General features: G+C 59.0%; 18 protein-coding genes. 7 read left to right on the forward strand and 11 right to left on the reverse strand.

Going from position 1 to position 26,498, the window contains the following annotated elements:
• Window positions 1-688 precede the first annotated feature (688 nt).
• Window positions 689-1,114, forward strand: a complete 426-nt coding sequence (locus ACYQ15_RS17960; RefSeq protein ID WP_459938869.1) for an endonuclease domain-containing protein — start codon at window positions 689-691, stop codon at window positions 1,112-1,114.
• A 390-nt stretch (window positions 1,115-1,504) separates the two neighbouring features.
• On the opposite strand, the gene ACYQ15_RS17965 is transcribed toward ACYQ15_RS17960, so the two are convergent.
• Complete coding sequence (locus tag ACYQ15_RS17965; protein ID WP_459938870.1) at window positions 1,505-1,999, reverse strand: DUF2442 domain-containing protein; 495 nt, start codon at window positions 1,997-1,999, stop codon at window positions 1,505-1,507.
• Window positions 1,996-2,223, reverse strand: a complete 228-nt coding sequence (locus ACYQ15_RS17970; protein WP_459938871.1) for a DUF4160 domain-containing protein — start codon at window positions 2,221-2,223, stop codon at window positions 1,996-1,998. The genes ACYQ15_RS17965 and ACYQ15_RS17970 overlap by 4 nt, the downstream gene beginning before the upstream one ends.
• 345 nt (window positions 2,224-2,568) lie before the next feature.
• On the opposite strand from ACYQ15_RS17970, the gene ACYQ15_RS17975 reads away from it, so the two are divergent.
• From ACYQ15_RS17975 to grpE, 4 genes are all read left to right on the forward strand, one after another.
• Window positions 2,569-3,795, forward strand: coding sequence for an aromatic amino acid transport family protein (locus ACYQ15_RS17975; RefSeq protein ID WP_459938872.1), 1,227 nt, complete (start codon window positions 2,569-2,571; stop codon window positions 3,793-3,795).
• Between the two features lie 438 nt (window positions 3,796-4,233).
• Window positions 4,234-5,217 carry a bile acid:sodium symporter gene (locus ACYQ15_RS17980; RefSeq protein ID WP_459938873.1) on the forward strand — a complete coding sequence of 328 codons (984 nt, stop codon included), beginning with the start codon at window positions 4,234-4,236 and terminating at the stop codon, window positions 5,215-5,217.
• Window positions 5,218-5,261: 44 nt separating this feature from the next.
• Window positions 5,262-7,706 (forward strand): tetratricopeptide repeat protein, encoded by a 2,445-nt coding sequence (locus ACYQ15_RS17985; protein ID WP_459938874.1) that lies wholly within the window; start codon window positions 5,262-5,264, stop codon window positions 7,704-7,706.
• A gap of 235 nt (window positions 7,707-7,941) precedes the next feature.
• The gene (gene grpE, locus ACYQ15_RS17990) at window positions 7,942-8,730 is read left to right on the forward strand and encodes a nucleotide exchange factor GrpE (protein ID WP_459938875.1); all 789 of its coding nucleotides are present in this window, start codon (window positions 7,942-7,944) and stop codon (window positions 8,728-8,730) included.
• Window positions 8,731-8,923: 193 nt separating this feature from the next.
• Here grpE and ACYQ15_RS17995 read toward each other — a convergent pair whose 3' ends face one another.
• The 9 genes from ACYQ15_RS17995 to ACYQ15_RS18035 form a co-directional block, all read right to left on the reverse strand.
• Window positions 8,924-12,115, reverse strand: coding sequence for a tetratricopeptide repeat protein (locus ACYQ15_RS17995; protein WP_459938876.1), 3,192 nt, complete (start codon window positions 12,113-12,115; stop codon window positions 8,924-8,926).
• A gap of 1,034 nt (window positions 12,116-13,149) precedes the next feature.
• Window positions 13,150-14,166, reverse strand: a complete 1,017-nt coding sequence (locus tag ACYQ15_RS18000; RefSeq protein ID WP_459938877.1) for a sigma-54 interaction domain-containing protein — start codon at window positions 14,164-14,166, stop codon at window positions 13,150-13,152.
• 610 nt (window positions 14,167-14,776) lie between these two features.
• Window positions 14,777-16,684: a thioredoxin domain-containing protein gene (locus ACYQ15_RS18005; protein WP_459938878.1), complete on the reverse strand. Its 1,908-nt coding sequence runs from the start codon at window positions 16,682-16,684 to the stop codon at window positions 14,777-14,779.
• Between the two features lie 384 nt (window positions 16,685-17,068).
• Window positions 17,069-18,487, reverse strand: a complete 1,419-nt coding sequence (gene pyk / locus ACYQ15_RS18010) for a pyruvate kinase (RefSeq protein ID WP_459938879.1) — start codon at window positions 18,485-18,487, stop codon at window positions 17,069-17,071.
• A gap of 137 nt (window positions 18,488-18,624) precedes the next feature.
• Window positions 18,625-19,536, reverse strand: a complete 912-nt coding sequence (locus tag ACYQ15_RS18015) for a rhomboid family intramembrane serine protease (protein WP_459938880.1) — start codon at window positions 19,534-19,536, stop codon at window positions 18,625-18,627.
• Window positions 19,533-19,913, reverse strand: coding sequence for a flagellar basal body rod C-terminal domain-containing protein (locus tag ACYQ15_RS18020; protein ID WP_459938881.1), 381 nt, complete (start codon window positions 19,911-19,913; stop codon window positions 19,533-19,535). The genes ACYQ15_RS18015 and ACYQ15_RS18020 overlap by 4 nt, the downstream gene beginning before the upstream one ends.
• 243 nt (window positions 19,914-20,156) lie before the next feature.
• Complete coding sequence (gene folE2 / locus ACYQ15_RS18025; protein WP_459939616.1) at window positions 20,157-20,945, reverse strand: GTP cyclohydrolase FolE2; 789 nt, start codon at window positions 20,943-20,945, stop codon at window positions 20,157-20,159.
• A gap of 13 nt (window positions 20,946-20,958) precedes the next feature.
• Window positions 20,959-21,378 carry a nickel-responsive transcriptional regulator NikR gene (nikR, locus tag ACYQ15_RS18030; RefSeq protein WP_459938882.1) on the reverse strand — a complete coding sequence of 140 codons (420 nt, stop codon included), beginning with the start codon at window positions 21,376-21,378 and terminating at the stop codon, window positions 20,959-20,961.
• 8 nt (window positions 21,379-21,386) lie between these two features.
• A complete protein-coding gene (locus tag ACYQ15_RS18035; RefSeq protein ID WP_459938883.1) occupies window positions 21,387-22,085 on the reverse strand; it encodes a class I SAM-dependent methyltransferase in 699 nt (232 codons plus the stop codon).
• A gap of 323 nt (window positions 22,086-22,408) precedes the next feature.
• Here ACYQ15_RS18035 and dnaE point away from each other — a divergent pair, with 323 nt between their 5' ends.
• The gene (gene dnaE, locus ACYQ15_RS18040; protein WP_459939617.1) at window positions 22,409-25,894 is read left to right on the forward strand and encodes a DNA polymerase III subunit alpha; all 3,486 of its coding nucleotides are present in this window, start codon (window positions 22,409-22,411) and stop codon (window positions 25,892-25,894) included.
• Between the two features lie 190 nt (window positions 25,895-26,084).
• Window positions 26,085-26,498 (forward strand): 6-carboxytetrahydropterin synthase QueD, encoded by a 414-nt coding sequence (gene queD / locus ACYQ15_RS18045; protein ID WP_459938884.1) that lies wholly within the window; start codon window positions 26,085-26,087, stop codon window positions 26,496-26,498.

Genomic DNA, 26,498 nt, shown 5'->3' on the forward strand with positions numbered 1-26,498 from the left:
TGCCCACAGACCACAGAGATTGACACATACGGCAGAGTTTTTTCCCGCGGGAAAACTGGGCAAGCGCTAGATTAACCCTCGGCCGCAATTGGTGATTCAGTTGTAAGTGCAGGCTAATGATGCTACGCGACGAAGAATTTGTATTCGCTATGCCTGATGATTCCGGCATCAGATCTTGTTCGGTATGCAATAATTTTGCCGGAGAGGTGCTGTCTTTGGGGGGGGAAGTGAAGCGGGCTATGCTACCACCCCGCCCTGCGGGCACCCCTCCGGGGGAGGGGAATTATATCTTTGGAGCCCTTGAGTGGGATCAGAGTTCGGAGAGCGAGGCCCGGCGGAATTACGCTTCTTTGGTGAATGACAGGCGAAGCCTGACGGAATTCCCCTCCTCCGGAGGGGTGCCCGAAGGGCGGGGTGGTTCCCCTCCTCCGGAGGGGTGTCAGGCGAAGCCTGACGGGGTGGTGTTTTTGAGAAGTACCTCAAGAGGCATTGACGACCGACAAAAACCACCCCGCCCTTCGGGCACCCCTCCAAAGGAGGGGAATTTTATCCTTGTGCATTTGTGTGGACCAGAGACCGCAGAGCGAGCCCCGGCGGAATTCCGGTCCTTTGGTGGATGACAGGCGTAGCCTGATGGAATTCCCCTCCTCCGGAGGGGTGGCAGGCGAAGCCTGACGGGGTGGTACTTATGAGAAGTACAAAACGCTACATGTCCTTGCCCTTCAACCCAAAGCTGAAAGAGCGCGCCAGGGAATTACGCAAGGCCGGTCTTCTGCATGAAGTCTTGTTATGGAATCAGCTCAAGCGGAAAAACTTCAAAGGATTGGACTTCGACCGACAAAAAATCATCGGCAACTACATCGTAGATTTTTTCTGTGCAGAAAAAGGCGTCGTAATCGAAGCCGATGGCGTCTCGCATCAAGATCGCGGGGGCTACGATGCGCAACGAGACGAGTATCTAAAATCCCTGGGGCTGACAGTGATTCGAATATCGGCCAAGGACATTTTACAGAACATGGAAGGGGTGCTTGGTTTTTTACATCATCATGAGGCATTGATGAACAATCGTAAACCACCCCGCCCTTCGGGCACCCCTCCGAAGGAGGGGAATTAACCACCCCGCCCTGCGGGCACCCCTCCGGGGGAGGGGAATTGACCACCCCGCCCTGCGGGCACCCCTCCGGGGGAGGGGAATTGACCACCCCGCCCTTCGGGCACCCCTCCGGGGGAGGGGAATTAACCACCCCGCCCTGCGGGCACCCCTCCAAAGGAGGGGAATTAACAGTCGCGTGCCCTTGTGTGGAACAGAGTTCGGAGAGTGAAGTCCGGCGGAATTATGTTCCTCTGGTGAATGACAGGCGAAGCCTGACGAATTCCCCTCCACCGGAGGGGTGCCCGAAGGGCGGGGTGGTTCTCCTCCTCCGGAGGGGTGGCAGGCGAAGCCTGACGGGGTGGTACCTATGATATGTGAAAAGTAACCCATGCAGGTGCGAGCAGCACGAGATCACCCATGCAAGGTGGTATACTCCTGAATGGTGGGTAGATTACGCGGAAGTTCGTAGGGGCGTGGCCTGGTGGCTTCCCAGCCTAGGCAGGCCAGCCAGATTGCACGCGGGATGTGTTTGTGGGCGGTGCGATAGTAGCTGACCATGCGCCGGCTGATCCCAAGGGCCTCGGCGGCGGTTGTCAGCGAGAGGCGGTTGCGCTGCATCCAGGTGTCGAACATTTCATGACTGACTTCTCCAGCTTGTTCCTTGCACCAGGCGTAGACGTTGTCCGCCCCGAACTCCGAATCAATCCATTCGATATAACCGCCTCCCTCCCCGAGGCGGACGCCGGCAAAGACTTTGGGATCGAGAATGGGAGCAAGCAGGGGAATTCGACGCAAGATATGCTCGACATCGACATGCAGCACTTCGCCGGTGCTCCACGTTGTGCGTAAAAGATAAGGCGCCTTGGCTTCGACACCTTCTAATTGCGGAAAAAAATATTCGCTCATGGGTTGTTCCTTTGCCACTCATCAAATAGAAAATTCTGGTTGGATCGGATCCAGTCCAATGCCTCACGAATGTCTCGTTCGGCGACCTTTCCCTTGATTTCGAAGGAATGAAGCTCAACCGTGCAATCCCGCCCGTTGCTCAGTTTGACATGCACGTGCGGCGGCGGGTGGTCGCCGTTGAAGATCAGGACACGGCAGGATGAGAATCGCTTCAAGGTCGGCACAGGAGTGAAGGTAGTGCAATCGTTTCACTGTTGCAAGGTTTGTACGGGAGCTGAGTTGCTGGCTTACATTCGGCTTTCGCTCGTCAATATGAAATCAAAATACAATGTAGCTTTGGAAGACCGATCGTTCTTCATGCGAGCGTATATACTTTCCCGCGAATTCTTTCTCGGCTGAAAAATGCAGCTGTCCGATCCACAAACCTTTTTTTCTTTCGATTTCGATTGCGATTTCGATTTGGATTTAGATGGTGGGTGTGGATGATCAGATTGATTTCGTGTACAGGCGGATTTCTTGTGATGCAGGGGAGTTGTACGGAAATAATATGAGGAAAAAGAGGGGTTATAATGCAGGAGGTTTCGTCCAGGACGGGTTTTGGGGTGACTGTTGCCGCCGCGGCCTTGATTGCGGGGAATCTTGTGGGAGCGGGGATTTTGGGTTTGCCCATCAATACCGGGTTGGCGGGATTGGGGCCGTCGCTTTTGGCCATGACGGCCGGCGGGGCCATGATGTATCTCACCGCGGTGATCCTGGGCGATCAGGCGGCCCGGAGCCGCAGCGAGACTTTCGACTATCCTTCACTGTACGAGTCGGTGCTGGGCAAGGTGGGCAAGTGGGCGGCCATTGCGGCGAACATGGTCATTCTCTACGGCCTGCTGACGGCCTATTTCACCGGAGGCGCGAAGATCGTGGCCGGCCTCCTGGGCATGGAGGACCAGCAGGCGATCGTCACGCTTCTTTTCGCTGCGCCCTTGATTTTACTGACGTGCATCAATTTGAGTCTGATCCAGCGCCTGAACACGATGCTGGTCGTGATCCTGGCCGGAACGTTTCTCCTGCTGGTCTTCATGGGCGGCGGCCATGTGCACGTGGAGCGGATGCGCTACGCGGACTGGGCCTTTCTGCCGGCAACGCTGCCGATTATTGTCACCGCCTTCCATTTCCACAACATCATCCCCACAGTAAGCGCGGACCTGAAATGGAACATGGTCACGTTCAGGCGGGCGGTCTTGCTGGGCATGCTTCTGGCTTTCGGGATGAACGCCCTCTGGGTGACGGTGGGCATCGGCGTGATCCCTCTGACCGGCGAGACCAGCATCCTCGCGGCCTGGAAAACCAGCACCCCGGCCACGGTGCCCATGGGCGAGATCATCCGGAGCGCGGCCTTCACCCTGTTCGCTTCGTTCTTCGCCCTGGTGGCCATCTGCACCTCGTTCCTGGCCAACGGCCTGGGCCTGCTCAGCTTCATTCGAGACCTGACGCTGAACACCTTCCGCCTGGACAGCCGCCCCCTGGTCATTGCCCTGACCTTTGTCCCGCCCCTGCTGACCGGGCTGATCTACCCGGACATCTTCCTCAAGGCCCTGGACATCGTGGGCGGAGTGGGGATTGTCGTTCTGTTCGGCATTCTGCCGACCTTAATCGTGATGCTGGACAAAAACCGCCACCCGACCCTCCGGTTGATCTGCGCCGTCGGGTTTTTGTTTGCCCTGAGCATCCTGGGACTGGAGGTCATGAAAGGCACCGGTTATCTGCATATAACGCCTTGGGTGGACGGGGCGATAGTACCTTGATTGAATGATAAATCATTGAACCGCCCGCTTCGCTCAAGGCGTAGAGGACGCCAAGGAAACATTTTTTGGAAAGCAGGAAAGCAGGGAAAGAGCTGCTTTCCAAAAAGATTGCCTCACCCCTGAAGGGTGATGCCAAAAATCGCCGTCAGGCGTGAAGTCCTTTTTGGCGTCCTTGGCGCGTTGAGCGAAGCGGGCGGTTCAAATTCTTGCAAACCCGCTGCATCGCCCGAATACTTGCCACAGCACATTTCCAAGCCCGACCCCCAGCCCCTCACATTGCCCCCAACACAAATTCCGTTTAAAGCCGGTCTTTAGCCGGTGGCGTATACTTAGCTAAGCCAACGTTCCATGGCCGGTGTTTGTCCCATGGCCCATAACCCATAGCCCATAACCCATTACCCATAACCCATTACCCCTTACCCCTTACCCACTACCATAATGCTCCCCTTCCTCAAAAAACACTGGTTTTTCTTCGGCATGGCCGTGGTTTCGGCTTTGGCGTTTGCCGTTCCGCAGCTTGGCGTCATTGTCAAGGAATACAAGATCCTCAATTTCGGCATCTTTTTGACCTTTCTGATCACCGGTCTGAGCCTGGATACGCGCAGTGTTTTGGAGCAGATCAGGAATGTCCGCGTGCTCTCCGCGTCCTTGCTTTCGGCTCTGGTGTTGATTCCGATCATCACCGCGGTATTGGCCACCTTGTTCTTCGGCGACAACACGGATTTCATCATCGGTTCGATCATCATTGCCGCGGCCCCGGTGACCGTGGCCTCGGGCACGGTGATGACCGCCATGGCCTTGGGCAACGTCCCGCTGAGCCTGTTCATCTGCGTGCTCTGCAACCTTTTTTCCCTGATCTCCATCCCGCTGGTTCTGAACTGGCTGCTGGGGTTCATGGAGCACATGCTGCGTTTTGAGCAGGCCATCTCCTTGCCGGTGGGACAGATCCTGATCACCCTCGGTCTGACCGTGCTCGTGCCCACGGTTCTGGGGCAGATCATGCGGCCCTGGCTCAAGGAGCAGGTGGCGGCCTACAAGAAGGCGTTTTCCATTTTTTCGCAGTGCGTGGTTCTGTTGATCATCTTCAATGCCGTTTCCAGTTCCGTGGGGGCGATCGGTTCGCTGGGCCTGGGGCTGGTGGGCCTGTTTGGGTTCATGATTTTTCTGCATGTGGTCATCCTGGCGCTGAATTTCGGCATTTCCAAGGCCATCCGGCTGGATGAGCCTTCCACGGCCGCCTTTACCATCCATACCTCGCAAAAAACCCTGACCATCTCCTATCTCGTCTGGGCAGGCTATTTCGCTCATCTCTTCCCTCTGGCCATGGTTCCAGGCATTATCTATCACGTGGTGCAGATGATCATGGATACGTTCGTGGCCCAGTGGTTCCGTGAACGGGCAGGACAACGGCAGGGTGGTTGACGCATCGCCGGCCCTGCTGCAACTATCGATCAGGATTTGCAATCATGATTTTCAACACCCTTGATGCGACGGAAACATCCATGCGGCTTGAGCGGCAGGATTTGATCACCTTTGAGCCCGAGTTGCGGTCGGGCATGGCCCGCTTTCTGTCTTTTTCCTCCTATGGCCTCTATTTCCCGGCCAGTCTGCCGACGGACATGCTGGTGGCGGATAGCAAAGGGGGGCACCAGATTGTTCCCGTCTACCATGCCCAGGAGAAAAAAGCCCTGCTGCCCCTGCACCGGCACGGCGAGCTGCTGGGTATTTTCGTGGCCCGGGGCGTTGGCGGGCGGGTGACCAAGACCATGCTCCACCTGTGGTCCTGCCTGTGCGGGCAGATCATGGACAATCTGCTGATGCACAAGAGGACCCGGACAGACCCGCTGACCGGTCTGGCCAATCGGACCTGCCTTGAAGAGACCCTGAGCCGGGAGATCCGGCTCGTGCATCGCGGTCTCTGGCCGGACACTCCCATCAGCCTGGAAGACGGTTTTTTCGAATACAGTGCCAGCGTGGGGCTGATCTGCCTGGACGTGGACGGATTCGCCCGGATCAACGAGCTGTGGGGGTACCAGTTCGGGGACTCGGTGCTCCGGGAACTGGCCAGGGTGGTGGCCAGGATTGCACCGGAGCAGGCGCTTTGCGCCCGGCTTCAGGAGGATACTCTGGCGATCTGCTTTTCCGGCGCCACGACCACGAAGTGCCAGGAGCTGGCCTCGGACCTGCTCCGGGAAGTCGGGAAGATGGAGTGTGAAAACAGGATCAACGGTGAGAAGATTCCCTTGTCCATCAGCCAGGGATATGTCACCTACCCCCAGGACTTTCACGGTCGCCAGCTGCGCAAATCCGTGCGGGAGCAGACGGGTTTGATGCTGGAGAAAGCCTCCCGGGCCCTGCACAATGCCCAGGAACAGGGGCCGGGCCGGATACGCGCTTTTTCGGGCATCCTGCGGGAAAGCGGCGTGGTGCTGGAGATCCTGCCCATGAACCGGATTCTGGTCAGTCTGGGCCGGTCCGTGGATGCCCGGGAAGGGCAGCGATTTCTGGTCTGGTCATCGGTTCTCGATCCCGCGAACCGGGCGCTGCCGGAGATTTCCTCGCCGTCGGGCCGCAAGGGAATGCCCAGGGTCTGCAAGGCGGAGGTGCAGCTGGTGGAGGTTCGCGGGGACAGTTCGGTGGCCGAAATCATCCTGCTGCACGATCCGGGCTGCAGCATCCAGCCTGAAGACCAGTTGTCCATTCTGCGCACAGGATCCCGCAACGAGGCCGTCGACGACGTGGAGGACCAGGCGTTTCGGGATGCGGTCCTGGAACTGCAGTTGATGACCTCCCGGGAATTCATCAAGCAATGGGTGGATCTGCGGCAGCAGTATGCGCGGTTCACCCTGATCCTGCTGCACCTGGAGGGCGTTTCCAATGAAACGGAACGCATCGATCACGCAGACGTGGAGCGCAGGATGCTTGCCCTGGCCTCCCTTGCGTCGGACAAGCTCGGACCGCGGCCGATCATGGGGCGGTTCAGCTTCAGCACACTGGCCTGCCTTATTCCGGAGAAAAGCGCCGCTGAGCTGCGACCGGCGGCCAATGATTTGATCCGGGCAGCCGGGGAGGTGCTGCTCTGCCCCGTGTACGCGGGTATGGCCGCCTATCCTTTTCTGGCCTACGCCAAAGCGGATGTTCTGGGCAACTGCCGCAAGGCCCTGGAACATGCCATGATGCTCCCCGAGCCCAGCGCCGTGGAGTTCTGTTCCACGTCCCTGACCGTGAGCGCGGACCGTTTCTTCTCCAGCGGGGACATCTACTCCGCCCTGGAGGAATACAAGACGGCGCTGCTGGCGGATGAAATGAATCACCTGGCCAGGAATTCCCTGGGCGTCTGCTATGCCAGGCTGGGCAAGTATTCCGAGGCCCTGACCCAGTTCACCACCATTGTCCGCCAGAATCCCGAAGACATCATGGCCTCCTACAATCAGGGGCACACCTTTCTGAAACTGGGAGAGCAGGACCAGGCCAGACAGGCGTTCCTGCGCTGCCTGGAGCTTGATCCGAAGCATGTCTTCAGTCTGATCCGGCTGGGACAGCTGGCCGAGCAGGACGAGGATCTGGGCGCGGCCCGGGAATATTTCGACCAGGCCAAAACCATGCCCGGCGGCGAGGGGCTGACCCATCGCCATCTGGCGCGCCTGGACCTGCGCCAGGGCGACCTCGAAGCCGCCCGCGAACACCTGCACCAAGCCCTGGTGCACAATTCAAGAGACGCCCTGGCCATGCACCTGTTGGCCAAGATGTACCTGGAACAGGGCGAAGACCCGGAAATCGCGGAAACCCTGGCCCGGCAAAGCGTTGCCCTGTGGCCGGAACAGCAGTCGTTCTGGGAAGTTCTGGCACGGGCACTGGAAAGCCAGGGCCGGAATGATGAGGCCAAGCTGGCTCGGGAGCGAACGAATTGAACGGGTTATGGTCCAATAATGGCATGGAGATGTTGAGCCGCAGACTCCCGGGACCGCCGCACCCCAGTGCGGCCCGGTTGAACGCGAACATCCCAAGTGGCGCGAAAGCCCGCAACTTGCCGCACTGGGGTGCGGCGGTCCCAGGGGGCAAGAAATGAGAGCAATGAGATACGCCGGATTATTATGAAGCTGTCGACAATGTCCTGACAATATTCCCCGAGCAAGGAGAGAGGTCATGCAAAATGTGTTTGCGGCGTTGTGGAGAGCCGTCAAGGCTGTTGGAAGGTTCCTGGACCATTACATTATTCTGCCGATCATGGGGGTTCTGGGTCGGTGGATGATGGGTCGGGTGAATGCCGCGAAGGCGGAGAAACAGGTGGTCATGAAACCGTGGAAGTCCGAGGCTGTGGAGGATTTCCGGATCTGGGTCGGCGAGCTGCCCGACGAGAAGCCGAGGTTCGAGGACGGCCCCTTCGAGGGCAATGAAATCATGATGGTGCTCAAGGAGTTTGCCACGCTGCGGCAGGAAATCGTGATGCAGAACCAGGAACAGCACAAGACCACGGCCTGTATCAAGGACCTGCTGCAATCATTCCAGGACGCCTCGCGGGTTTACGAGCAGAATACCCAGGGACTGGGACAGCTTGCCGAGAACATTCGACTGACCGTGGAAAAGGACGTGGTGCTGAACTTTGTTTCCCTGCGGGACGTCCTGGTGCGCGGTCAGGCCGCGGCCCAGGCGGCTGCCGAGGAAAAATCCTTCCTGCGCCGGCCTCCGGCAGCCCTGGATGAAGCCGTGGCAGGCTACGACGCGGCCATCCTCCGTCTGGACCGGGCCCTGGACCGGATGGGCATCTACAAGGTGCCCACCGTGGGGCACATGTTTGACCCCAAGACCATGGTCGTCGCCGGCCGTCGCCTGGAGCCGGGCCGGGCCCGAAACATCGTCCTGGAAGAACAGCGCAGCGGGTATGAGCGTCGCGGCGAGGCCATACGGACGGCTGAGGTCGTGGTCAACGGATAGCAGGCTGTTGAAAAATCCCCGCTGGCTGCGTTGCTGCAAAAAGTTCAAGCCCTCACGTATGACCAATACGCTTCGGGCTTGAACTTTTTTTGCGCCTTGCCATCGAGGTTTTTGAACAGCCTGCGCGAAGCGGGCGGTTCATTCCTTCATCTCTTCATCCCCTCTTCCCATCATTTCCGCATCTTCCGAATCCTCATGGCCTGAACCGGCTGGCGCTATCTTCCAGGGTTTGGCCTTGCAGGGCTGAGGCGGCCAGGCGGCCGTAGAGGCCGCGGGGGTCGTTGGCCTGGAGGTCCTTGAGCACGGCCTGCCAATTCTGGTGATCGTGGTTGCGCTGGTAGAGCTGGGCTAGGCGGTAGCGGCTCATGGTCCATTCCGGGTCGGACTGGTCGATGAGTTGATCCAGTTCCAAAGCCCAGGCCAGGGACTCCTGCAGACGGCCCGTGCGTTCGGTGACCTGCGTCAGCCAGAGCACGTTGTCCCGGATCTTTCCCTGATCTTCCCGGTCGACGAGCAACAGACTCAATGATTCCTGGGCATAGAGGTAGACGCGCTCGAAATTCTCGTCCTGCATGGCCTTGCGGGCCAGGAAGTAGAGGGCGTAACCACGCTGGGCATGGCTCAGGTTCAGGTCTTCGGCCAGTCTGCGCCAGAGCGGCTGGGCATCCTCCGAGCGTCCCAGATTTTCCAGGGCCAGGGCCACGGAATAGGACAGCTCCCGTTGCTGCGGCTCGGGCAAATCATCACGCAGCGGCGCCAGTTCCACGATCCGCTCCCACTTCTGCTGTTCCAGATAGATGCCGAGAATCATCTCCAGAGCCGGGATCTGAACCTGGCGCGGCGTCGCGTCGGTCAGATACGGTCTGGCCAGGATGACGGCCTGCTCGAAATCTCCGGTTTTCCAGAACGCCATGGCCAGGCCCAGCCGCGTGGCAGGAGAAAAATCCTCCAGCAATGCATGCAGAAAAGGATTGTTGCGCCACTGCTCGAGGGTTTCCGCATAGCGGCCGTCCGCGGCGTTGCGCTGCACAAGCTGGGTGAACGCCTCCTCGCCCACTTCCAGGGCCTTGGGCCGCAGGGAATGGTGGGGATGATCCGCGAGAAAGTCGCTGACGACCATCAGGCTGTCCTCGAGCCGCTTGTTCCAGATCTGCCAGATGGCCAGCTTGATGGTGGCCACGGCGGCCAGAGGACTGTCCGGATGCTTGGTGATGATTTCCGAATAGACGTCCGCGGCGCGCCGGGTTGTAAACATGTCCTCCAGGCTCGGTTCGTCGTGGATTCCACCTTCCACGAGGCGCATCTTGGCGATCAGCCCACCTTCCTGATCCGGAAACTTGCGGGCCGCTTTTTCAAAAATTCGTCTGGCCGGATCCGGCTGGCCCGTGAGCAGGTAGATGTCGCCGATCCGGGCCAGGACCATGTCCGCGTTCGGGGTGTCGGGAACCAGGTTGTAGTAGGTCAAGAGGCGTTGCTTGGCCGATTCCAGCTCGTTGACGCGCAAGGCGATGATCCCGGCCAGTTCCAGCAGGCTGGGATCGTCGATATAGTAGCGGGGCCAGCGTTTCTCCAGAAAGTCCATGATCTGGAAGGCCTGCTCGTCATGGCCCAGGGCGTTCAAGGCCCTGGCCAGGCCCACCGACGACTGCTGGGAAATGGAATGTTCCGGATGGTTCTGAACCACGCGCTGGAAATGGTCGGCGGCCTGATTGTAGTCGCCGCGATCCAGGAAGTATTGTCCCAGATAATATTCCGTGGTGGGCACCAGAGGATCATGGGGGTAGTCCCGGCGGAGCACGTTGAAGTAGGCCCTGGCTTCGGGCAGGTTGTTTACCCTCAGGTGCAGAACTCCCAGGTTGCGCAGCGCCAGGGCCGCGCGGGTGGAGGTCGGGTTCAGGTGCATGGCCCGTTCATAGGCCTGGGCGACAAGAGCGAAGTTGTTGGCCAGATCGTTTTGGTGCAGGCCGAACAAGGCGTCGCCCAGGTTGTAGAGAATCTCCTCGCGCATGGAATCCGAAAGCCCTTGCACGTTGGAGAGGGTACGCAATGATTCGACGGCCACATCGAATTCCGCATTCATCAAGGCTGCCCTGGCCGTGGCCAAAAGTCCGCGATACTGCTGGTCCGGGGTGCTCTCCTGCTGTATTTCCTCCGGCTGTAGTTCCTCTTGGATTTGTTCCGCCTGACCTTGTTCCACCTGCTGCTGTGTCTGCTCGCTGTCCGCTGCTTCCGGGGATGGCTGATCCGCCTGCACGGGCTGGGGGGCGGGATCATCCTGAACCGGAGCGGTTTGGTTCACGGCCTCCGGCTCCGGCTCCGGATCTGGAGCCGGGGCTTCCGGAAGAACGGGTTGCGTGGGTGTGTCTTCTTGGATTGGCGGCGTGGACGTCGGCGTTGGCGGTGGACCCGGTTCGATGCGTTGCCGAATGACCGGAGTTTGAGCCGGAGAGACGTCCGGTTCCGGTGAGACGACCATGGCAGGCTGAGGTGAGTCGACCGCCTCCTGGGACGCCGTGGCGGCCGGTTGTGGCGTCTGGGGAATTTCCGGTTCCGGCTGCTCCCGGGAAGGGGCAACGGGTTGTGCATTTTCAGGACTGACGCGCCGGATCGGGCTCCGGATCATGCTCTGGGACGGAGTCGAATTGGGTTGGCCGGAAGGTTCCGTAAACTGTTGCGGGGCGGTTTGCGCCGGAATAGGGCCACGGATTTGTTCAGGCTCCACGGCGGGAGAAGGCGGATCAGTGATGCTCCGGCGCAATCCGGCGAAGGTCTGCAGGCCGGCCGGCAGGGGCGGGGGTGAAGACTCCGCGGCGGATGGAGATTGGAGCGGGAGTCGACGATCCGCCTCGTTGGGTTGTTCCGCGGTGGGTTCCGGCACTTGATCCCGAGCTTGATTCTGTTCCTGGTTTTGTTCCGGGAGCGATACAGGCTGCGGGGAAGCGGGGGATGCCGGCGTCACGGGCGACTGGGACACGCGGGCCGGCGGGGGAGGGGACGGTTCGGGTCCTTGAGGGACAACTTTTTGTTGCCAGCGGCTTCCCAGGGGATCGGAAAAAAAGCTGACCAGCAGCAGACCTGTTGAGGCATCGTACTGGCCGACAAAACCAAAGGCATCCGTGGTCGTCCGGACCTGAAGCCCTTCGCGGCCCAGGGCAACCGCATCCAGAAGAGTCGAGCCACTCAGGTACGGAGCGGCGTTGTCCCCGGAAACCGGCATGGGGAGCTGGACAAGAACGTCGCGTGCTGCAATCCGCTGGACCTCCGGCTGAGGACTGTCCGGCGGCAGGCGCAACTGCAGCTGTTCTCGATTGGGGAATCGCTGAAAGGAAATATCCAGGGCGGAAAAGGCCTCGACACAGCAGAACAGCAGGAGAAATACGGTCAAGACCGAAACCGGAAGGAGTTTCGAAGAGGACGCCGGGGAGCGATGAAGTATCCCGGTAAACGATGCGCGGAACGCGCGCCAAAATCGGGGCATGATCAAATGTGCATTGCCTCTATGTATTTGGGATGAACAGAATCGTTCATCTTCCAACGAAATAGTAATCTAAATCGCAATCGCAACCGTGCCAACTCTCACCTGTCAGCAACATGTCCCGGTCCATTCGGCTGAAGTAGAGGTAACTATCAGTACATACTCTGTGGTCACTCACCAGAGTTGGATTCCGGCTTTCGCCGGAATAACGTATCATACCACGTCCTTTCCAAGTTAAGTCATACCGGCGAAGACCGGTATCCAGTCCGATTTTTCTAGGATGAACTGAATAGTTACAAGTAGAGTTTTCTAAAATTGAAGGTAAACTATTCAGTTCATCCGGAGGGTGGTCATTCAACTGCACTGGATTCCGGCGTTCGCCGGAATGACTTATCGTGGCAAGCTGCATCTATACAGTCATACCGGCGAACGCCGGTATCCAGATCTTTTTCGCGGATTTTGCTGAATAGATACAATTGAAGTAACTATTCAGCTGCGTTCCGGCTGTCTCTATTTTCCGGCCTCGCAACTCCTTTGTCGGCTTCGTAACATCGAACTATCGCTCGAATAACCACCCATTGGCGCTTCAGGCGTTGGGCAATGGTTCGATGAACGAATCCTGGCTCAGTCAGACAGGCGATGCCAAAAAAACGAGACAAGCCGGAACAATCCAAGTTTTGTCATAAAAGTGCTGAGCCGTTACAACTTGAACCGCCCCGACTCATTCAAAGCGCCAGGTTCGCCAAGGAAAACATTTTGGAAAGCGGGGAAAGAGTTGCTTCCATAAGGATTGCCGATTCCTTGCGGGGCAGTCCTCTTTGGCGGAGGTGACTGACTCAGATTGCAGGGCGTTGGCTGCCGCGTCTTCGGAACTATTGAAACCCCGAAGCAAGAACCATGCTTGCAAGGACGGACAGGATGGAGTGTGGTGTTATAATGTAAAATTACAAGTTGATATGGCGTTTCTTCAGTTTCTCGATCAGGGTGGTGCGCTTGATTCCCAGCAGTTCCGCCGCCTGATTTTTGACTCCGCTGCTTTCCTGCAATGCCTCAAGGAGCAGCCGCTCCTCAATCTCATCCATGAAATCCTTCAGCCCTTGATCCCGGGCCCGCAGGTCGCTCAGCGTGGGCCATTCAAAGCCGTGGGTGTTCTTCCGTACGATGCGTTCGGGAACGTCGTCCATGCCGACGACCTGGAGGATTTTGGCCGGGAGATCCGCGGGCATGACATCCTCGTTCTCGCAGAGGATGGAGATTCGCTCCATGAAGTTTTCCAGTTCACGAACGTTGCCCGGCCAGGGATAGAGGGTCAGCAGGTCCTGGACCTTGTGGGACAAGCGGAGCAAGGGGCGCTGCTTCTGAGTGCAAAAAACATTCAGGAAGTGCTTGCCGAGCAGGATGATGTCGTCTTCGCGTTCGCGCAGCGGAGGGAGGTGGATGGGAATGACGTTCAGGCGGTAGAAGAGGTCTTCGCGGAACCGGCCCTGGGCCACTTCTTCTTCCAGATCCCTGTTGGTGGCGGCCACAATGCGGACATCGACCCTGGTGGTCGAGGTGGCGCCGACACGCTCGAATTCCTTTTCCTGAATCACGCGCAGGATTTTCACCTGCAGGGGCAGATCCAGTTCACCGATTTCATCCAGGAAGATGGTGCCTCCGTCCGCCATTTCAAAGCGGCCTGTCCTGGTGCGGATGGCATGGGTAAATGCGCCTTTTTCATGGCCGAAGAGTTCCGATTCCAGCAGGTCCCTGGGAATGGCGCCGCAGTTCACGGGTACGAAGGGCTTGCCCTTGCGCCTGCTGTTGGCGTGCAGGGCCCGGACCACCAGTTCCTTTCCGGTGCCGGATTCTCCGGTAACCAGCACGGTGCTGTCCGTGGGGGAAACCTTGGCGAGGACGGTGAAAACCTGTTGCAGACACTGGCTCTGGCCGATGATTCCGTTTCGATCGATGTTCGTCATGAAAAACTCCTGATCAGTCCGGGAAGCAGTTTCATGGCGCAAGGAAAGGAATTTATGGTTTTCGGACGGCTGGGGAGAAAAAATCCAGGGTTACAGTCGGTTCCGGTGCGGATTCTCATCTGGTTTGTTCCATCGTTGATATCCATGTTTCGTGGCGATTCCGCGGGAGCCGCAGTATCGAAATGTGCCCTTTGGTGCCGCGTACAAAATATGGAATCTCGTGTCAACAAACTGACGCAAAGTCAAGTACGAATTGGAATTTTATGTCGTGAAGTTTGACTGAGGATGGTAAATGAACCGCCCGCGTAACTATTCAGCACATACGGGACGTGACGATTCTCCAGCACTGGATTCCGGCGTTCGCCGGAATGACATAACATTTCACTGTCGTTTGAAGTCAGTCATACTGGCGAAAGCCGGTATCCAGTCCGAATTATTCTTGGATGAGCTGAGTAGTTACCCGCCCGCTTCGCTTAAGGCGCAGGGGACTCCAAGAAAAATTTTTTCTCCGCGGGAAGAGGCAAACCTTTTGGAAAGCAGTCCTTTCCCTGCTTTCAAAAAGTGTTTACCCCTTTGCGTCCTTGGTGTCTTAAGCCTAGCGGGCGGTTCATTACTTTGCAGGATGTTGGCCGTAAGAGAGGGCTGTCAGCCAGTGGGTGCAGGCGTGGGGTTGGGTGTTGATCAGGTTGCCGAAGGCGTGGGCGGCTTTGTGGGCCTGGGTTGCATAGTCCTGGTTGCCGGTCAACGTGGCCAGCCGCAGCAGGTTGGCGGCGCTGACGGCGTTGCCGGAGGGCAGGGCGCCTTCGGCGGCCTGTTTTGGCCGAAACAGCAGCGGCTCGGCGTCCCGGGCGGTGAGAAAGAAGCCCCCATTGGCCTCGTCACCGAAATCACGCAACTGAGCCCTGGTGATCTCCTCCGCGGCATTGAGCCACCGCGGATTCTGGTCCGCTTCGTACAGTTCCAGCAGGCCCCAGACCACGAAGGCCTGGTCCTCCAGAAAACCCTGCGCGGCCAAATAGCGTGTAGGTTGGCTTGCCGGATGGCGTGTGGGACTACTTGCTGGTGTCGGATGTGACGAATCCGGTGCGCCGGCGGGCTGGTCCGCGGCAACGGTTCGAAGACGGTGCCGGATTCGTCCCTTGTCGTCGCGCATCACGGTCAGCACCAGCTCTGCGCAGCCGCGGGCGGTTTCCAGCCAACCTTGTTGATCGAACACCGCGCCGGCTTTGGCCAGGGCAGCCATGAGCAGCCCGTTCCAATCCGCGAGCACGCCGTCATCCGTGAGAGGATGAGGACGTTCTTCCCGGGCCATCTTCAGGCGGATGCGCAGCACGGCCCAGCGTTCCTGCTCCACAGGATCGGTCATGTCCTGGTCAAGGTGGAGAATGTTCGCGCCGGTGTACTTGCCCGTGGCTTCCTCCTGGAAATTGCCGCCGGGCTGGATCTGGAACTTGCGGCAGACCCATTCGCCGTCCTCGGGGCCGAGAACGGCAAGCAATTCATCCCGCGTCCAGACATAGAACCGGCCTTCCTCCCCTTCGCTGTCCGCATCCTGACCGCTGCCGAAACCGCCTTCTTCCGTAGCCAGTTGATCCACGACATAATCAATGATTTCCGCGACCACACGCCGGCACAGCGGATCGCCGCCGGCTCTCCAGGCCTCGGTATACGCCATCAGCAGCATGGCCTGATCGTAGAGCATCTTCTCAAAGTGAGGCAGCAGCCATTTGACGTCGGTGGAGTAGCGATGGAATCCGAATCCGACATGATCGAACAGCCCGCCCAGGCGCATTCGCTCAAGGGTGGTTTCCACCATTGCCTGGGCCTGGGGGACATTGTGCTCGCGGGCGTACTGGAGAAGGAAGAGCAGGTTGTGCGGGGACGGAAATTTGGGCGCTGTTCCAAAGCCGCCGTGATCGGAATCGAAGCGCTGGGCAAAGAAGTTGTACGCCTGATGCGCCGCCTGTTCCGGATCAGGGTCTCCGGCCATGGACTCCTGCTCCTGGGCGGCTCGCAGGGCCTCTTCAAGCTGAATGCCGGTGGCCAGAACGTCCTTGCGCTGGCTGTTCCAGACTTCCGCGACCCGGGGAATCAGGTCCAGCATGCCCATGCGCCCGAAGCCGGATTCGCGGGGGATATAGGTTGCGATGAAGAAGGGACGGCCATCCGGGCCCATGAACACGGTCAGGGGCCATCCCCCGCGCTGCCCGAGAACATGGCAGGCGCTCATGTAGACCTGGTCGATGTCCGGACGCTCCTCCCGGTCCACCTTGATGCTGATCAGATGCCGGTTCATCAGATCGGCCACGGCCTGATCCTCGAAGCACTCCCGCTCCATGACATGGCACCAGTGGCAGGTGGAATAGCCGATGGACAACAGGATCGGCTTGTCTTCGGACCGGGCGCGTTCAAAGGCCTCCTCGCCCCAGGCAAACCAGTTCACCGGGTTGCGGGCGTGCTGGAGCAGATAGTGGCTGCTTTCTTTTGCAAGCCGATTCGGTTGGTGACCAGGCTGCATAAAACCCCCATTATTTCTGACTATTCAGCACAATAACTACTCAGCACACGTTCTTTCTACGGTAATCGGTACCGGGGTCGGAATCGGAATCGGCTTCGAAAACACGGAATGCCCCTATACATGGCTTCCGATACCGACCCCGATACCGATACCGACTCCGATTCCGAGCCAAACTCGGCAACGGCATTAGGTTGCTGAGTAGTTACTCAGCACATCCGTGTTTGGTCATTAACCTGTACTGGATTCCGGCTTTCGCCGGAATGACATATCGTACCAAGTCCTTTCCAAGTTCAGTCATACCGGCGAAGGCCGGTATCCAGTCCGATTTTGCTCAGATGAGCTGAGTAGTTACGTCTTTCATGTAAAATGCCTGATGAGTTGACGTCACTTGATATAGATCTTGATCTGATTCGTCGAAATGTCCTTTTGTCCCGGTGTTTTCTGGCCGGAGGTGATGATCAGGCAGTCGGCGGGCTTGAAATCTTCGAAGCGCTGGATGAACCCGGCGGCCCGGGCCATGTGGCTTTCCGGCTCCGCGTCCACCAGGCGAGGATGCACTCCCCAGACGAAATTCAGCGCACGCATCACTCTCTCGTTGGTGGTCAGGGCATAGATGGGCCGCGCCGGCCGACGGGAGGAGAGCATTCGGGCGGTGATGCCCGACGTTGAGTGGCAGACCAGGGCCTTGCTCTCGGCGTTTTCCGCCAGCAGACAGGCGGCGTAGGCCAGATACTTGCCGGGATTTTTCTCTTTTTTCGGAAAATAGGGCTCACCCAGACGTTCCAGATAATACTGTTCCGCTTCCCGGGCGATGTCGTTCATGTTGCGCACCGTTTCCACCGGATAGTTGCCGATGGCGGTTTCCTCGGACAGCATGATGCAGTCCGCGCCGTCCATGATGGCGTTGGCCACGTCGGTGCATTCGGCCCGGGTGGGGACGGGGTTCTTGACCATGGATAAAAGCATCTGGGTGGCGACGATGGCCGGTTTCTGGGCGTGCCGACAAGCCCGAATGATCCTTTTCTGGATCACGGGCAGGGCCGAGAGAGGGCACTCCAGGCCCAGATCGCCCCGGGCGACCATCACCCCGTCGGCCAGGGCCAGGATGGCCTCCAGATTCTCCACGGCATTCTGACGCTCCAGCTTGGCGATTACCGGAACCCAGGTTCCCAGATCGCGGATCAGTTCCTGCAGGTCCGCCACGTCCGAGGCGTCCTGAACAAAGGACAGGGCCAGGGCGTCGATGCCGATCTCCAGGGCTTCGCGGACGTCCTTGCGGTCTTTTTCCGTGAGCGCCTTGATGGGGTGGCTTTTGCCGGGAAAGGAGATGCCCTTGTGGGACGAGAGGTATCCGGCGTTCTGGGCTTCCAGTTCATAGAGCTCGTTTTCCACGATGACGCGGGAAACCTTGAATTGCAGCATGCCGTCGCTGAGATTGACCGGCATGCCCACCTGCAGCCCCTGGAGCAGGAGAGGGATTTCCAGGCTGATGAACGGGGTCTTGCCGGACTCCTTGCGCTCCAGCGGTCCCAGAAGCACATGGCCGCCCTTGTTCACCTGCAGCGGTGAGCCTTCCACCTCGCCGATGCGGACCTTGGGTCCGCACAGATCGCCCATGGCCGTCAACGGCATGTCCAACTCCGCCTCCACCCGGCGGATCATTTCCATGGCCGGAACGAAAAACTTGGCATCGGCATGGGAGAAGTTCAATCGAAAAATCCGCACCCCGTACTGCACCATGGCCTTCATCACTTCGTAATCCAATGAGGCCGGGCCCAGGGTAGCGATGATCTTGCAATGCATGACGCTCTCCTTCTTTATCTGATTGGTAAGGGTTGTTTCGAGAATTTTTCGAGGAATTCAACGAGTGATTGTCGAGGAAGGTTCCGTCGTCTTGGTGGGCACCAGCGAGATGGCCATGCCTCTCCGAAGATCACAGTCTAAGTCCAACCTCCTGTCAATGCCCGCCACCAGGATGCGGCGAGGATGGCCAGGGTGAGAAGGAGAAGGTGATTTTGCCGGGTTTCACTGAGGTCACGGGGGCCAAGGACCGTATATCCGATGCCCAGGCAGAAACCGGCCAGGCACCCCATGAGGTGCGCGCCGATGTCGGTCTGCACGTCGCTGCCGAGCATTGCCAGCAGGCCCAGGGCCGCGCCCAGGGGGAGAATCCAGGACCTCGGCCGGTTGTCGTCCGAGCCTTCGGCGGGAAAGACACGAACGCCTCCGAGCAGGCCAACGGCTCCGAAAACCGCCGTGGAGGCACCGATGGACAGGAAGCCGCTCTGGTGCAGCCAGGCATTGACCAGATTGCCCCCGGCCCCGGCCAGTAGGATCAGCAGCCAAGCCGCGCCCACTCCAACCCGGCGGCAGAGGAACGTCCCGAACACGGCAATGCCGAGCATGTTTCCAGCCAGGTGGCGGGAGTCGGCATGCAGGGTCAGGGCGGTGATTGTGCGCCAGTATTCCCCTTCGAGAATGCGTGCGGCATGGGCTCCGGCTTCCAGGATGATGTTCTGGTGCGCGCCGTCCCGGCTGGTGGCGATGTGGCAGGCCAGCAGCAGCAGGGCCGCGGCCAAGCCGGTCATGGTGGGCGGAGCCGGCTGAACAGGAAGAGTGGGAATGGAGAAGGAACCCGTTGCGTCGGGGTTTTCCCGGAGGTACTGCTCGATCTGGGTCATGGCCCGGGCTGCGTCGAATTCCGCGACCTCCAGGGACCAGCCCCAGCGGGATCGGCGAAAACGGTAGTCGATGTCGGCCGAGGAGAGGACCAGGGCAAACTGATCCGCCTGGTCGGAAGTCAGGTTTTCCAGGATGACGCGGGGTTCATCCCGGGAACTGAAATCATTCACGCACGCATGTCCAGTACCGTTCCGGTCAGTTCATCCCAGGTGCGGACCATGGACACGTTGGCCTTGAAGGCCTGCTCATCGCGGATGGAGTTGACCATTTCGGTGATCAGTTGGGTGTTGCTGCCTTCGGCCATTCCCCAGACCGTGGTGAGGTTTCCGTCTTCATCCGGGACGCCTTTCAGGGCCGGAACCAGGGGGCCGGGCGTCGGGTCCTGCTCGATGGCCTGAGGGCGAACGCCCATTCCTTCCGGCCCGGTCTCCAGGGAGAGGCGGGAGGCCTTGAATCCCGGCGTGTTCATATTCGCGACATTGTTCGCCCCGACCTGCCGGGACAAGCCGATGGCGTGCAGAGCCTGGATGTTGTGAGAAATATTCATGATCAACTCCTTGCCACGATTCCAGTTTGCTTTCAGAAAGATAGGATTTGAATCAACTTGGCATTGATATCGGGATCGAAATCGTTACCACAATCGCAATCGCAATAGCAATTGAAAAGCAATCGAAATCGCAATCGCAATCGCAATCGAAATCGTTTTTTTCATCATCTGTTTGTTTTTCCGATTTCGATTTCGATTTCGATTGGGAAAATGAGCATGCGCACTATTTTTTTCGAATTGAACTTATTTCAGGCTATCTCCGGCCAAGGTTCGTTCGATGCAGGCGTAGGCGCTGTGGTTGTGGATGGATTCCTGGCTTTCCACCTCGACTCGGTACCAGAGGAGCTGCGTCAGCTTTTCCAGTTCATGGGAGACGTTGCGCACCACATCCTCCACGAAGCAGGGCCGCTTGAAGGCATTGTCGATGACCAGCTTCTCGTCCTCGCGCTTGAGCAGGGCATACACCGGCGAGGAAGCGGATTCCTGGGCCAGCTCGATCAAGTCTTCCAGCCAGATCAGCCCCTTGTTCCTGGTTTGTACGCGGACCACGGCCCGCTGGCTGTGTGCGCCCTGGTCGCAGATGGCCAGGGAACAGGGGCAGACGGTCATCACCGGCACCTCCACCTCCAGACTGAAAAGCAGACGGCTGCCCTGGAATTCTCCGGCAACGCGGCAGTGATAGTCCATCCTGGCCTTGCTGCCGCTGGCAGGGGCCGCCCGTTCCAGAAAAAAAGGAAAGCTGAAGCTGATCCAGGCCCGCTGGGCATCAAGTCGGGCCTGGACGTCGTTCAGGAGATGTTTCAGATTGGCATAATCCAGAATCCCGGACCAGTCCTGCAGGGCTTCCACGAATCGGCTCATGTGCGTGCCCTTGAAACAGGCCGGCAGATCGACCCCCATCTCCACCTGGGCCGCGGTGTGCTGCCGGCCCTGGGCCCGGTCCAGAACCATCAAGGGAAAATGAACATGCCTGATGCCGACCCGGTCGATGTCCACCGGAACCGAAGCCGGGTCGTTCTGGACGTCTTGCATCCGGTAATTCAAGTTATTCAAGATTCTTGCCGGTGGTGGTCAGGTTCAGGGTGCCGTGCTTGACGCCCTTGGTGGAGGTCATTTTAGCGCCCAGTTCCCGGAGTTTTTCGCCGGTGCCGCGCAGCACCAGGATTTCCATGCAGTTGCTGTGGTCCAGATGAACGTGCATGGAGGCCACGATAATGTCCAGATAATCGTGTTGCAGTTCCGTGAGCTTTTGGGCCAGATCGCTATGATGGTGATCATAGACGATGGTCAGGGTGCCGGCCGTTTCTCCTCCGAGATCTTCCCATTCCTTCTGGATCAGCATGTTTCTGATCAGATCCCGAATGGCCTCCGAGCGCGTTTGATAGGAGCGCTCATCACAAAGAACGTCAAATTTTTCCAGCAGATCCGAATCAAGGGATACGCCGAAACGAATTGTCTTACCCATATTTCACCTCAAAGATTTTTTTGTGCTTCCCAAATGTTGATGTTGACGACGTACCCTTCAGTGGGCACGGCCTTTTGCGCCGCGCGGTGAACATTCCAACCTGATTCCCGCAACATGTGCCACGCTCCGGAAGAGACGCTGCGTTCGGGCTCGGCCAGCCAGATGCGTCCTCCCGGGGTCAGGACATGCTCAAACATGCTGATCAGGGGCTCGGCAAACCGTTTTTCATAGAAGATGTCCCCGCCCCAGATAAAATCAAAACCATGCTTTCTGAAACCGGGAAAGCGCCAGTCCATCTGGACCCAGAGCGGCTCCGGTACCTGGTTCTCGCGAGCGTTCACTCCTGCATAATATAATGCTTCCAACGCATAATCCAAGCCCACTACCCGCGCACCGACGGAAGAAGCCGTGCAGGCGCTCAGTCCCAGGCCGCATCCTACGTCCAGGCAGGTCCTGCCCTGGATCATCGCGGCATTGGAGGCCAGCCATTCCACAAGCAGCAGGCTGGACGGCCACAGCTCGACCCAGTAGGGAATACGTTCATCTGGGCCGAAATCGGCTTCGCCCATTTGTTGCCATAATTCCTCAAGATCGGCGGGACGATAGATGTTCCATTGCCGGTCCGGCGCATCGATGGCCAGGCATTGCGCCGAGGCGAGCAGGGCGGCATGCTCTCCGGGTGGGAAAGGGCACGTCCAGGGGCTCAAGTGGAGATTCCCAGGTTCTTGTTCATGACTCTGAAGTTGTTCTTGCCGATTTTTTCCAAATCCTGCATTGTTCACGGGCTTGAGAATGAAGCAAACCCGATCCGATGCGGTTTTGATTGTTCTAAAACATTAATATATATCTATCGGGGCTGCTTCTGGCAATGCTTGACGCGCGGTTCTCCAGGTCGGATTTGTCCTCCGGCCGGTTAACCCTGTTTTGCCCGGACCGAAACTCCTTCGTCGGCCTCGTAACATGAGAGTCCATGAGCCGGTCGCGGGGCGTCTTCCGTTTCGCAAGATCACCCACCTCTTCCCCCGTCTTTATGTCAGACTTTGTTCATCTTCACTGCCATACCGAGTACAGCCTGCTGGACGGCGCCATTCGGATCAAGGAGCTGTGCGCCCGGGCCAAGGATTTCGGCCTCGGCGCCGCGGCCATCACGGACCACGGCAATCTGTACGGGGCCATCCATTTTTATAAAACGGCCAAATCCTTCGGGCTGAAGCCGATCATCGGCTGCGAGGTCTACGTGGCCCGGGCCAGCCGGCTGGACCGGGACGCCCGTTCGGCTTCCCAGGCCGGGTATCACCTGGTCCTGCTGGCCCAGAACGAAACCGGCTACCGAAACCTGATCCGTCTTGTCTCCCAGGGACACCTGGAGGGGTTTCACTACAAACCGCGGGTGGACCGGGAGCTTCTGGCGCAGTGTTCGGAGGGACTGATCGCGCTGTCAGCCTGTCTCAAGGGCGAAGTTCCGTACAGGCTGATGCAGGAAGGCTTTGACGTGGGCCTTGAAACGGCCCGGTTCTACGCCGAACTCTTTCCAGGCCGGTTTTACCTGGAAATGCAGGCCAACGGCCTGGCAGATCAGCTCGTCCTCAACGAACGGCTGCGGGAACTGGCCGAAGCGACCAGGCTGCCTCTGGTGGCGACCAACGATTGCCACTACCTGGGCGCCGACGACGTGAACGCCCACGACATTCTGCTCTGCATCCAGACCAATGCCTGTGAGACGGATGGGAAGCGAATGCGTTTCGATACCCGGGAACTCTATTACCGCAGCCCCGAGGAAATGGAGGCGGCCTTCGCGGACTGCCCTCAGGCCCTGGCGGCCACGGCGGAGATCGCCGCGGCCTGCAATCTGGAGCTGACCTTCAACAAGCCTCATTTTCCGGCCTACAGCCTGCCTCCGGGGATGACGCTGGAAGAGGAGCTGCGCCGGGCGGCTCACACGGGACTGGAGGAGCGGCTGGCGAAGATCAAGCCCGGCGCGGCGCGGCAGGTCTACGATGAGCGTCTGGCCACGGAGCTGGACGTGATCTGCTCCAAGGGATTTGCCGGCTATTTCCTGATTGTGCAGGACTTCATCAACTGGGCCAAGGCTCAAAACATTCCCGTGGGTCCCGGGCGCGGTTCCGCCGCGGGCAGCCTGGTGGCCTACGCCCTGCGGATCACGGATCTCGATCCCATCCCCTACAACCTGCTGTTCGAGCGGTTCCTGAACGCCGAGCGGGTCAGCCTGCCGGACATCGACGTGGACTTTTGCTTTACCCGGCGCGAGGAAGTGCTGCGCTACGTTGCCGAGAAGTACGGCCAAAACAATGTGGCCCAGATCATCACCTTCGGCCGGATGAAGGCTCGGGCCGCGGTGCGCGACGTGGGGCGGGCTCTGGGGTTGAAGCCGTCCGAGACGGACAAGATCGCCAAAATGGTTCCCGGCTCCCTGGGCATGACCATTGCCAAGGCCCTGGAGCAGGAGCCGGACCTGCGCAAGCTGGCCGATGAGGACCCCACTGTGGGGCGGCTGATCGACACCTCCCTGCGCCTGGAAGGTCTGGCCCGGCACGCCTCCACTCATGCCGCCGGGGTGGTGCTCTCGGACCGGCCCATGGTGGAGCATGTTCCGCTGTGTCTGGGCAAGAAGAAGGAGACGGTCACCCAGTGGGACATGAAGTGCGTGGAGAGCGTCGGTCTGATCAAGTTCGACTTTCTGGGCTTGAAGACCTTGACCGTGATCCAGGATGCCGTGGATCTGGTCCGCGAGGGCGGCAAGCCCGCGCCGGACATGGCCCATCTGCCTCTGGACGACCAGCAAACCTTCGACCTGCTTTGCGAGGGCCGCACCGAAGGCATATTCCAGCTGGAAAGTTCGGGCATGCGCCGGGTGCTCACGGATCTGAAGCCTTCCTGCTTCGAGGACGTCATTGCGCTGTTGGCCCTGTACCGGCCGGGACCGCTGGAAAGCGGGATGGTGGCCACCTTCATCCGCTGCAAGCACGGCCAGACCCCCGTGGAATATCTGCTGCCCGAGCTGGAAACGATCCTCAAGGAAACCTACGGCGTGATCCTCTACCAGGAGCAGGTGATGAAAATCGCCTCGGACCTGGCCGCCTATTCCCTGGGCGAGGCGGACATCCTGCGCCGGGCCATGGGCAAGAAGGATCCCCAGGTCATGGCCCAGCAGCGCTCCCGGTTCATGCAGGGGGTCAAGTCCAACAAGCTGCCCGAAGCCAAGGCCGCCCAGATTTTCGACCTGATGGAGAAGTTCGCCGGGTACGGATTCAACAAGTCCCACAGCGCAGCCTACGCCCTGATCTCCTACCAGACCGCCTATCTCAAGGCTCATTATCCCGTGGAGTTCATGGCCGCGTTGATCAGTTCGGAAGTGGACAACGCGGACAAGATTTTGCGGTACCTGAACGACTGCGGCGATATGGACATTTCCATCCTGCCTCCGGACGTCAATCACAGCCAGGCCCGGTTCAGCGTGCAGGAGGACAAGATCCGCTTCGGCCTGTCCGGGGTGAAGAACGTGGGCGAGGAGGCCATCCGGGAGATCATCCAGGGCCGAAGCCAGGGGCCCTACCGGAGCGTATCCGACCTGTGCCAGCGGGTGAATACCCGCAAGGTAACTAAGCGTGCCCTCGAATACCTGATCAAGAGCGGAGCGTTTGACTCGATCCACCCCAGCCGGGGCCGGTTGCTGGCCGGTCTGGACACGGCCATGGCCGCGGCCCAGAAGAAGGCCAAGGAGAAAAAACGGTCCCAGATGTCTCTTTTCGCCTGTGTGCCCGGCGGTGAGAACGGGTCCGGCATGGCGCCGGATTGCGGGATGGATCTGGGGCCGGATGATCCGGGACTGGAATGGAGCGATGAGGAAAAATCCCGGTATGAAAAGGAAGCCCTGGGCTTTTTCCTGACCAGCAACCCCTTGCGCCCTTTTCGGGAAGAGGCCGCGCGGCTGGGGTTGCGAACCCTCGCGGACTGCCAGGATCTGCCCAAGAAGAGCGAGATCCGCCTGGCGGTGCTGGTGACCGGGGTCAAGGAATTCATGACCCGCAGAGGGGACAAGATGGCCTTCTGCCAGATCGAGGACCTGACCGGCATGGCCGAGGCCACGGCCTTCGGCGACGTGTACGCTCCGGCCAAGGAATTGTTTCACGGCGACCGGCCGCTGCTGATGGAAGCCCGAATCAGCGACTATGAGGGCCGGATGGACGGCAACGGCGCGGAAAACGTTCCCCAGCAACTCAAGCTGGAAGTGGTGCAGGTCAGCCCGCTGAGCGAAGCCTGCTCCCGCAGCGACCAGCCGGTGCACCTGCGGATCGAGCGGGACGATCTGAGCCGGGAGGATGTGTCGGCGTTGAAAAACCTGTTCCAGAAACACCCGGGACAGACTCCGGTCCGCGTGGTCCTGGACCTGCCCGACTGCCGGTGCACATTGCAACTTGGCCCGCAACATCAGGTTCTGCCATGCCCGCAGTTCTGGAAGGACGTCACCGCCTGGCACAGCGCGGGACAATCGTAACCCTCAGCCGGACCATCCTGGTCTGTTAATTTTTGTTCGAATGCTGTCATGATGATGTTTCACTTTCGAAATCGAAATCGAAATCGTAATCGGCCGGTTGAAGATGACATGACTTCGATACCGATTTCGATACCGATTGCGATTTCGATTGCGAAAGATAATTTTAATTACTTCAGGGAGATGCATTGTCATGGGTAACGGGCTCTGGCGGTTGATGGTTGCCGATCATTTCAGTTCCGCCCATCAGTTGCGACATTATCAGGGAAAATGCGAGTGTCTGCACGGGCACAATTTCGCGGTCCAGGTTCAGGTCCAGGGCCGGCGTTTGCAGCCGGAACTGGGCATTGTCATGGATTTCAAGGAACTCAAGACCCTGCTCAAAACCGTCCTGGCCGAGCTGGATCATTGCAATTTGAACGAAATGCCGGAATTCAGCCAAATCAATCCGTCCTCGGAAAATATCGCCAGGTACATATATCAGCGTCTCCAGGCGCTGCTGCCCGGTCCGTCCGGTCCGTCGGATCCAGCAGGGCCGGAGGTGACCATGCACAGCGTTTCCGTTGCCGAAGGCCCCAATTCCGTGGCCATCTACATGGAGGACTGA

Source organism: Desulfonatronum parangueonense (assembly GCF_054656975.1).

Bases quoted from the DNA above. Each gene is read 5' to 3' on its own strand.
- ACYQ15_RS18020 (WP_459938881.1), bottom strand. From the start codon at position 19,913: ATGAATATTTCTCACAACATCCAGGCTCTGCACGCCATCGGCTTGTCC.
- nikR (WP_459938882.1), bottom strand. From the start codon at position 21,378: ATGGGTAAGACAATTCGTTTCGGCGTATCCCTTGATTCGGATCTGCTG.
- pyk (WP_459938879.1), bottom strand. From the start codon at position 18,487: ATGCATTGCAAGATCATCGCTACCCTGGGCCCGGCCTCATTGGATTAC.
- ACYQ15_RS17965 (WP_459938870.1), bottom strand. From the start codon at position 1,999: ATGAGCGAATATTTTTTTCCGCAATTAGAAGGTGTCGAAGCCAAGGCG.
- ACYQ15_RS18000 (WP_459938877.1), bottom strand. From the start codon at position 14,166: ATGACGAACATCGATCGAAACGGAATCATCGGCCAGAGCCAGTGTCTG.
- ACYQ15_RS17960 (WP_459938869.1), top strand. From the start codon at position 689: ATGAGAAGTACAAAACGCTACATGTCCTTGCCCTTCAACCCAAAGCTG.
- grpE (WP_459938875.1), top strand. From the start codon at position 7,942: ATGCAAAATGTGTTTGCGGCGTTGTGGAGAGCCGTCAAGGCTGTTGGA.
- ACYQ15_RS17975 (WP_459938872.1), top strand. From the start codon at position 2,569: ATGCAGGAGGTTTCGTCCAGGACGGGTTTTGGGGTGACTGTTGCCGCC.
- ACYQ15_RS17985 (WP_459938874.1), top strand. From the start codon at position 5,262: ATGATTTTCAACACCCTTGATGCGACGGAAACATCCATGCGGCTTGAG.
- queD (WP_459938884.1), top strand. From the start codon at position 26,085: ATGGGTAACGGGCTCTGGCGGTTGATGGTTGCCGATCATTTCAGTTCC.
- ACYQ15_RS17980 (WP_459938873.1), top strand. From the start codon at position 4,234: ATGCTCCCCTTCCTCAAAAAACACTGGTTTTTCTTCGGCATGGCCGTG.
- folE2 (WP_459939616.1), bottom strand. From the start codon at position 20,945: ATGCAAGACGTCCAGAACGACCCGGCTTCGGTTCCGGTGGACATCGAC.
- dnaE (WP_459939617.1), top strand. From the start codon at position 22,409: ATGTCAGACTTTGTTCATCTTCACTGCCATACCGAGTACAGCCTGCTG.
- ACYQ15_RS18005 (WP_459938878.1), bottom strand. From the start codon at position 16,684: ATGCAGCCTGGTCACCAACCGAATCGGCTTGCAAAAGAAAGCAGCCAC.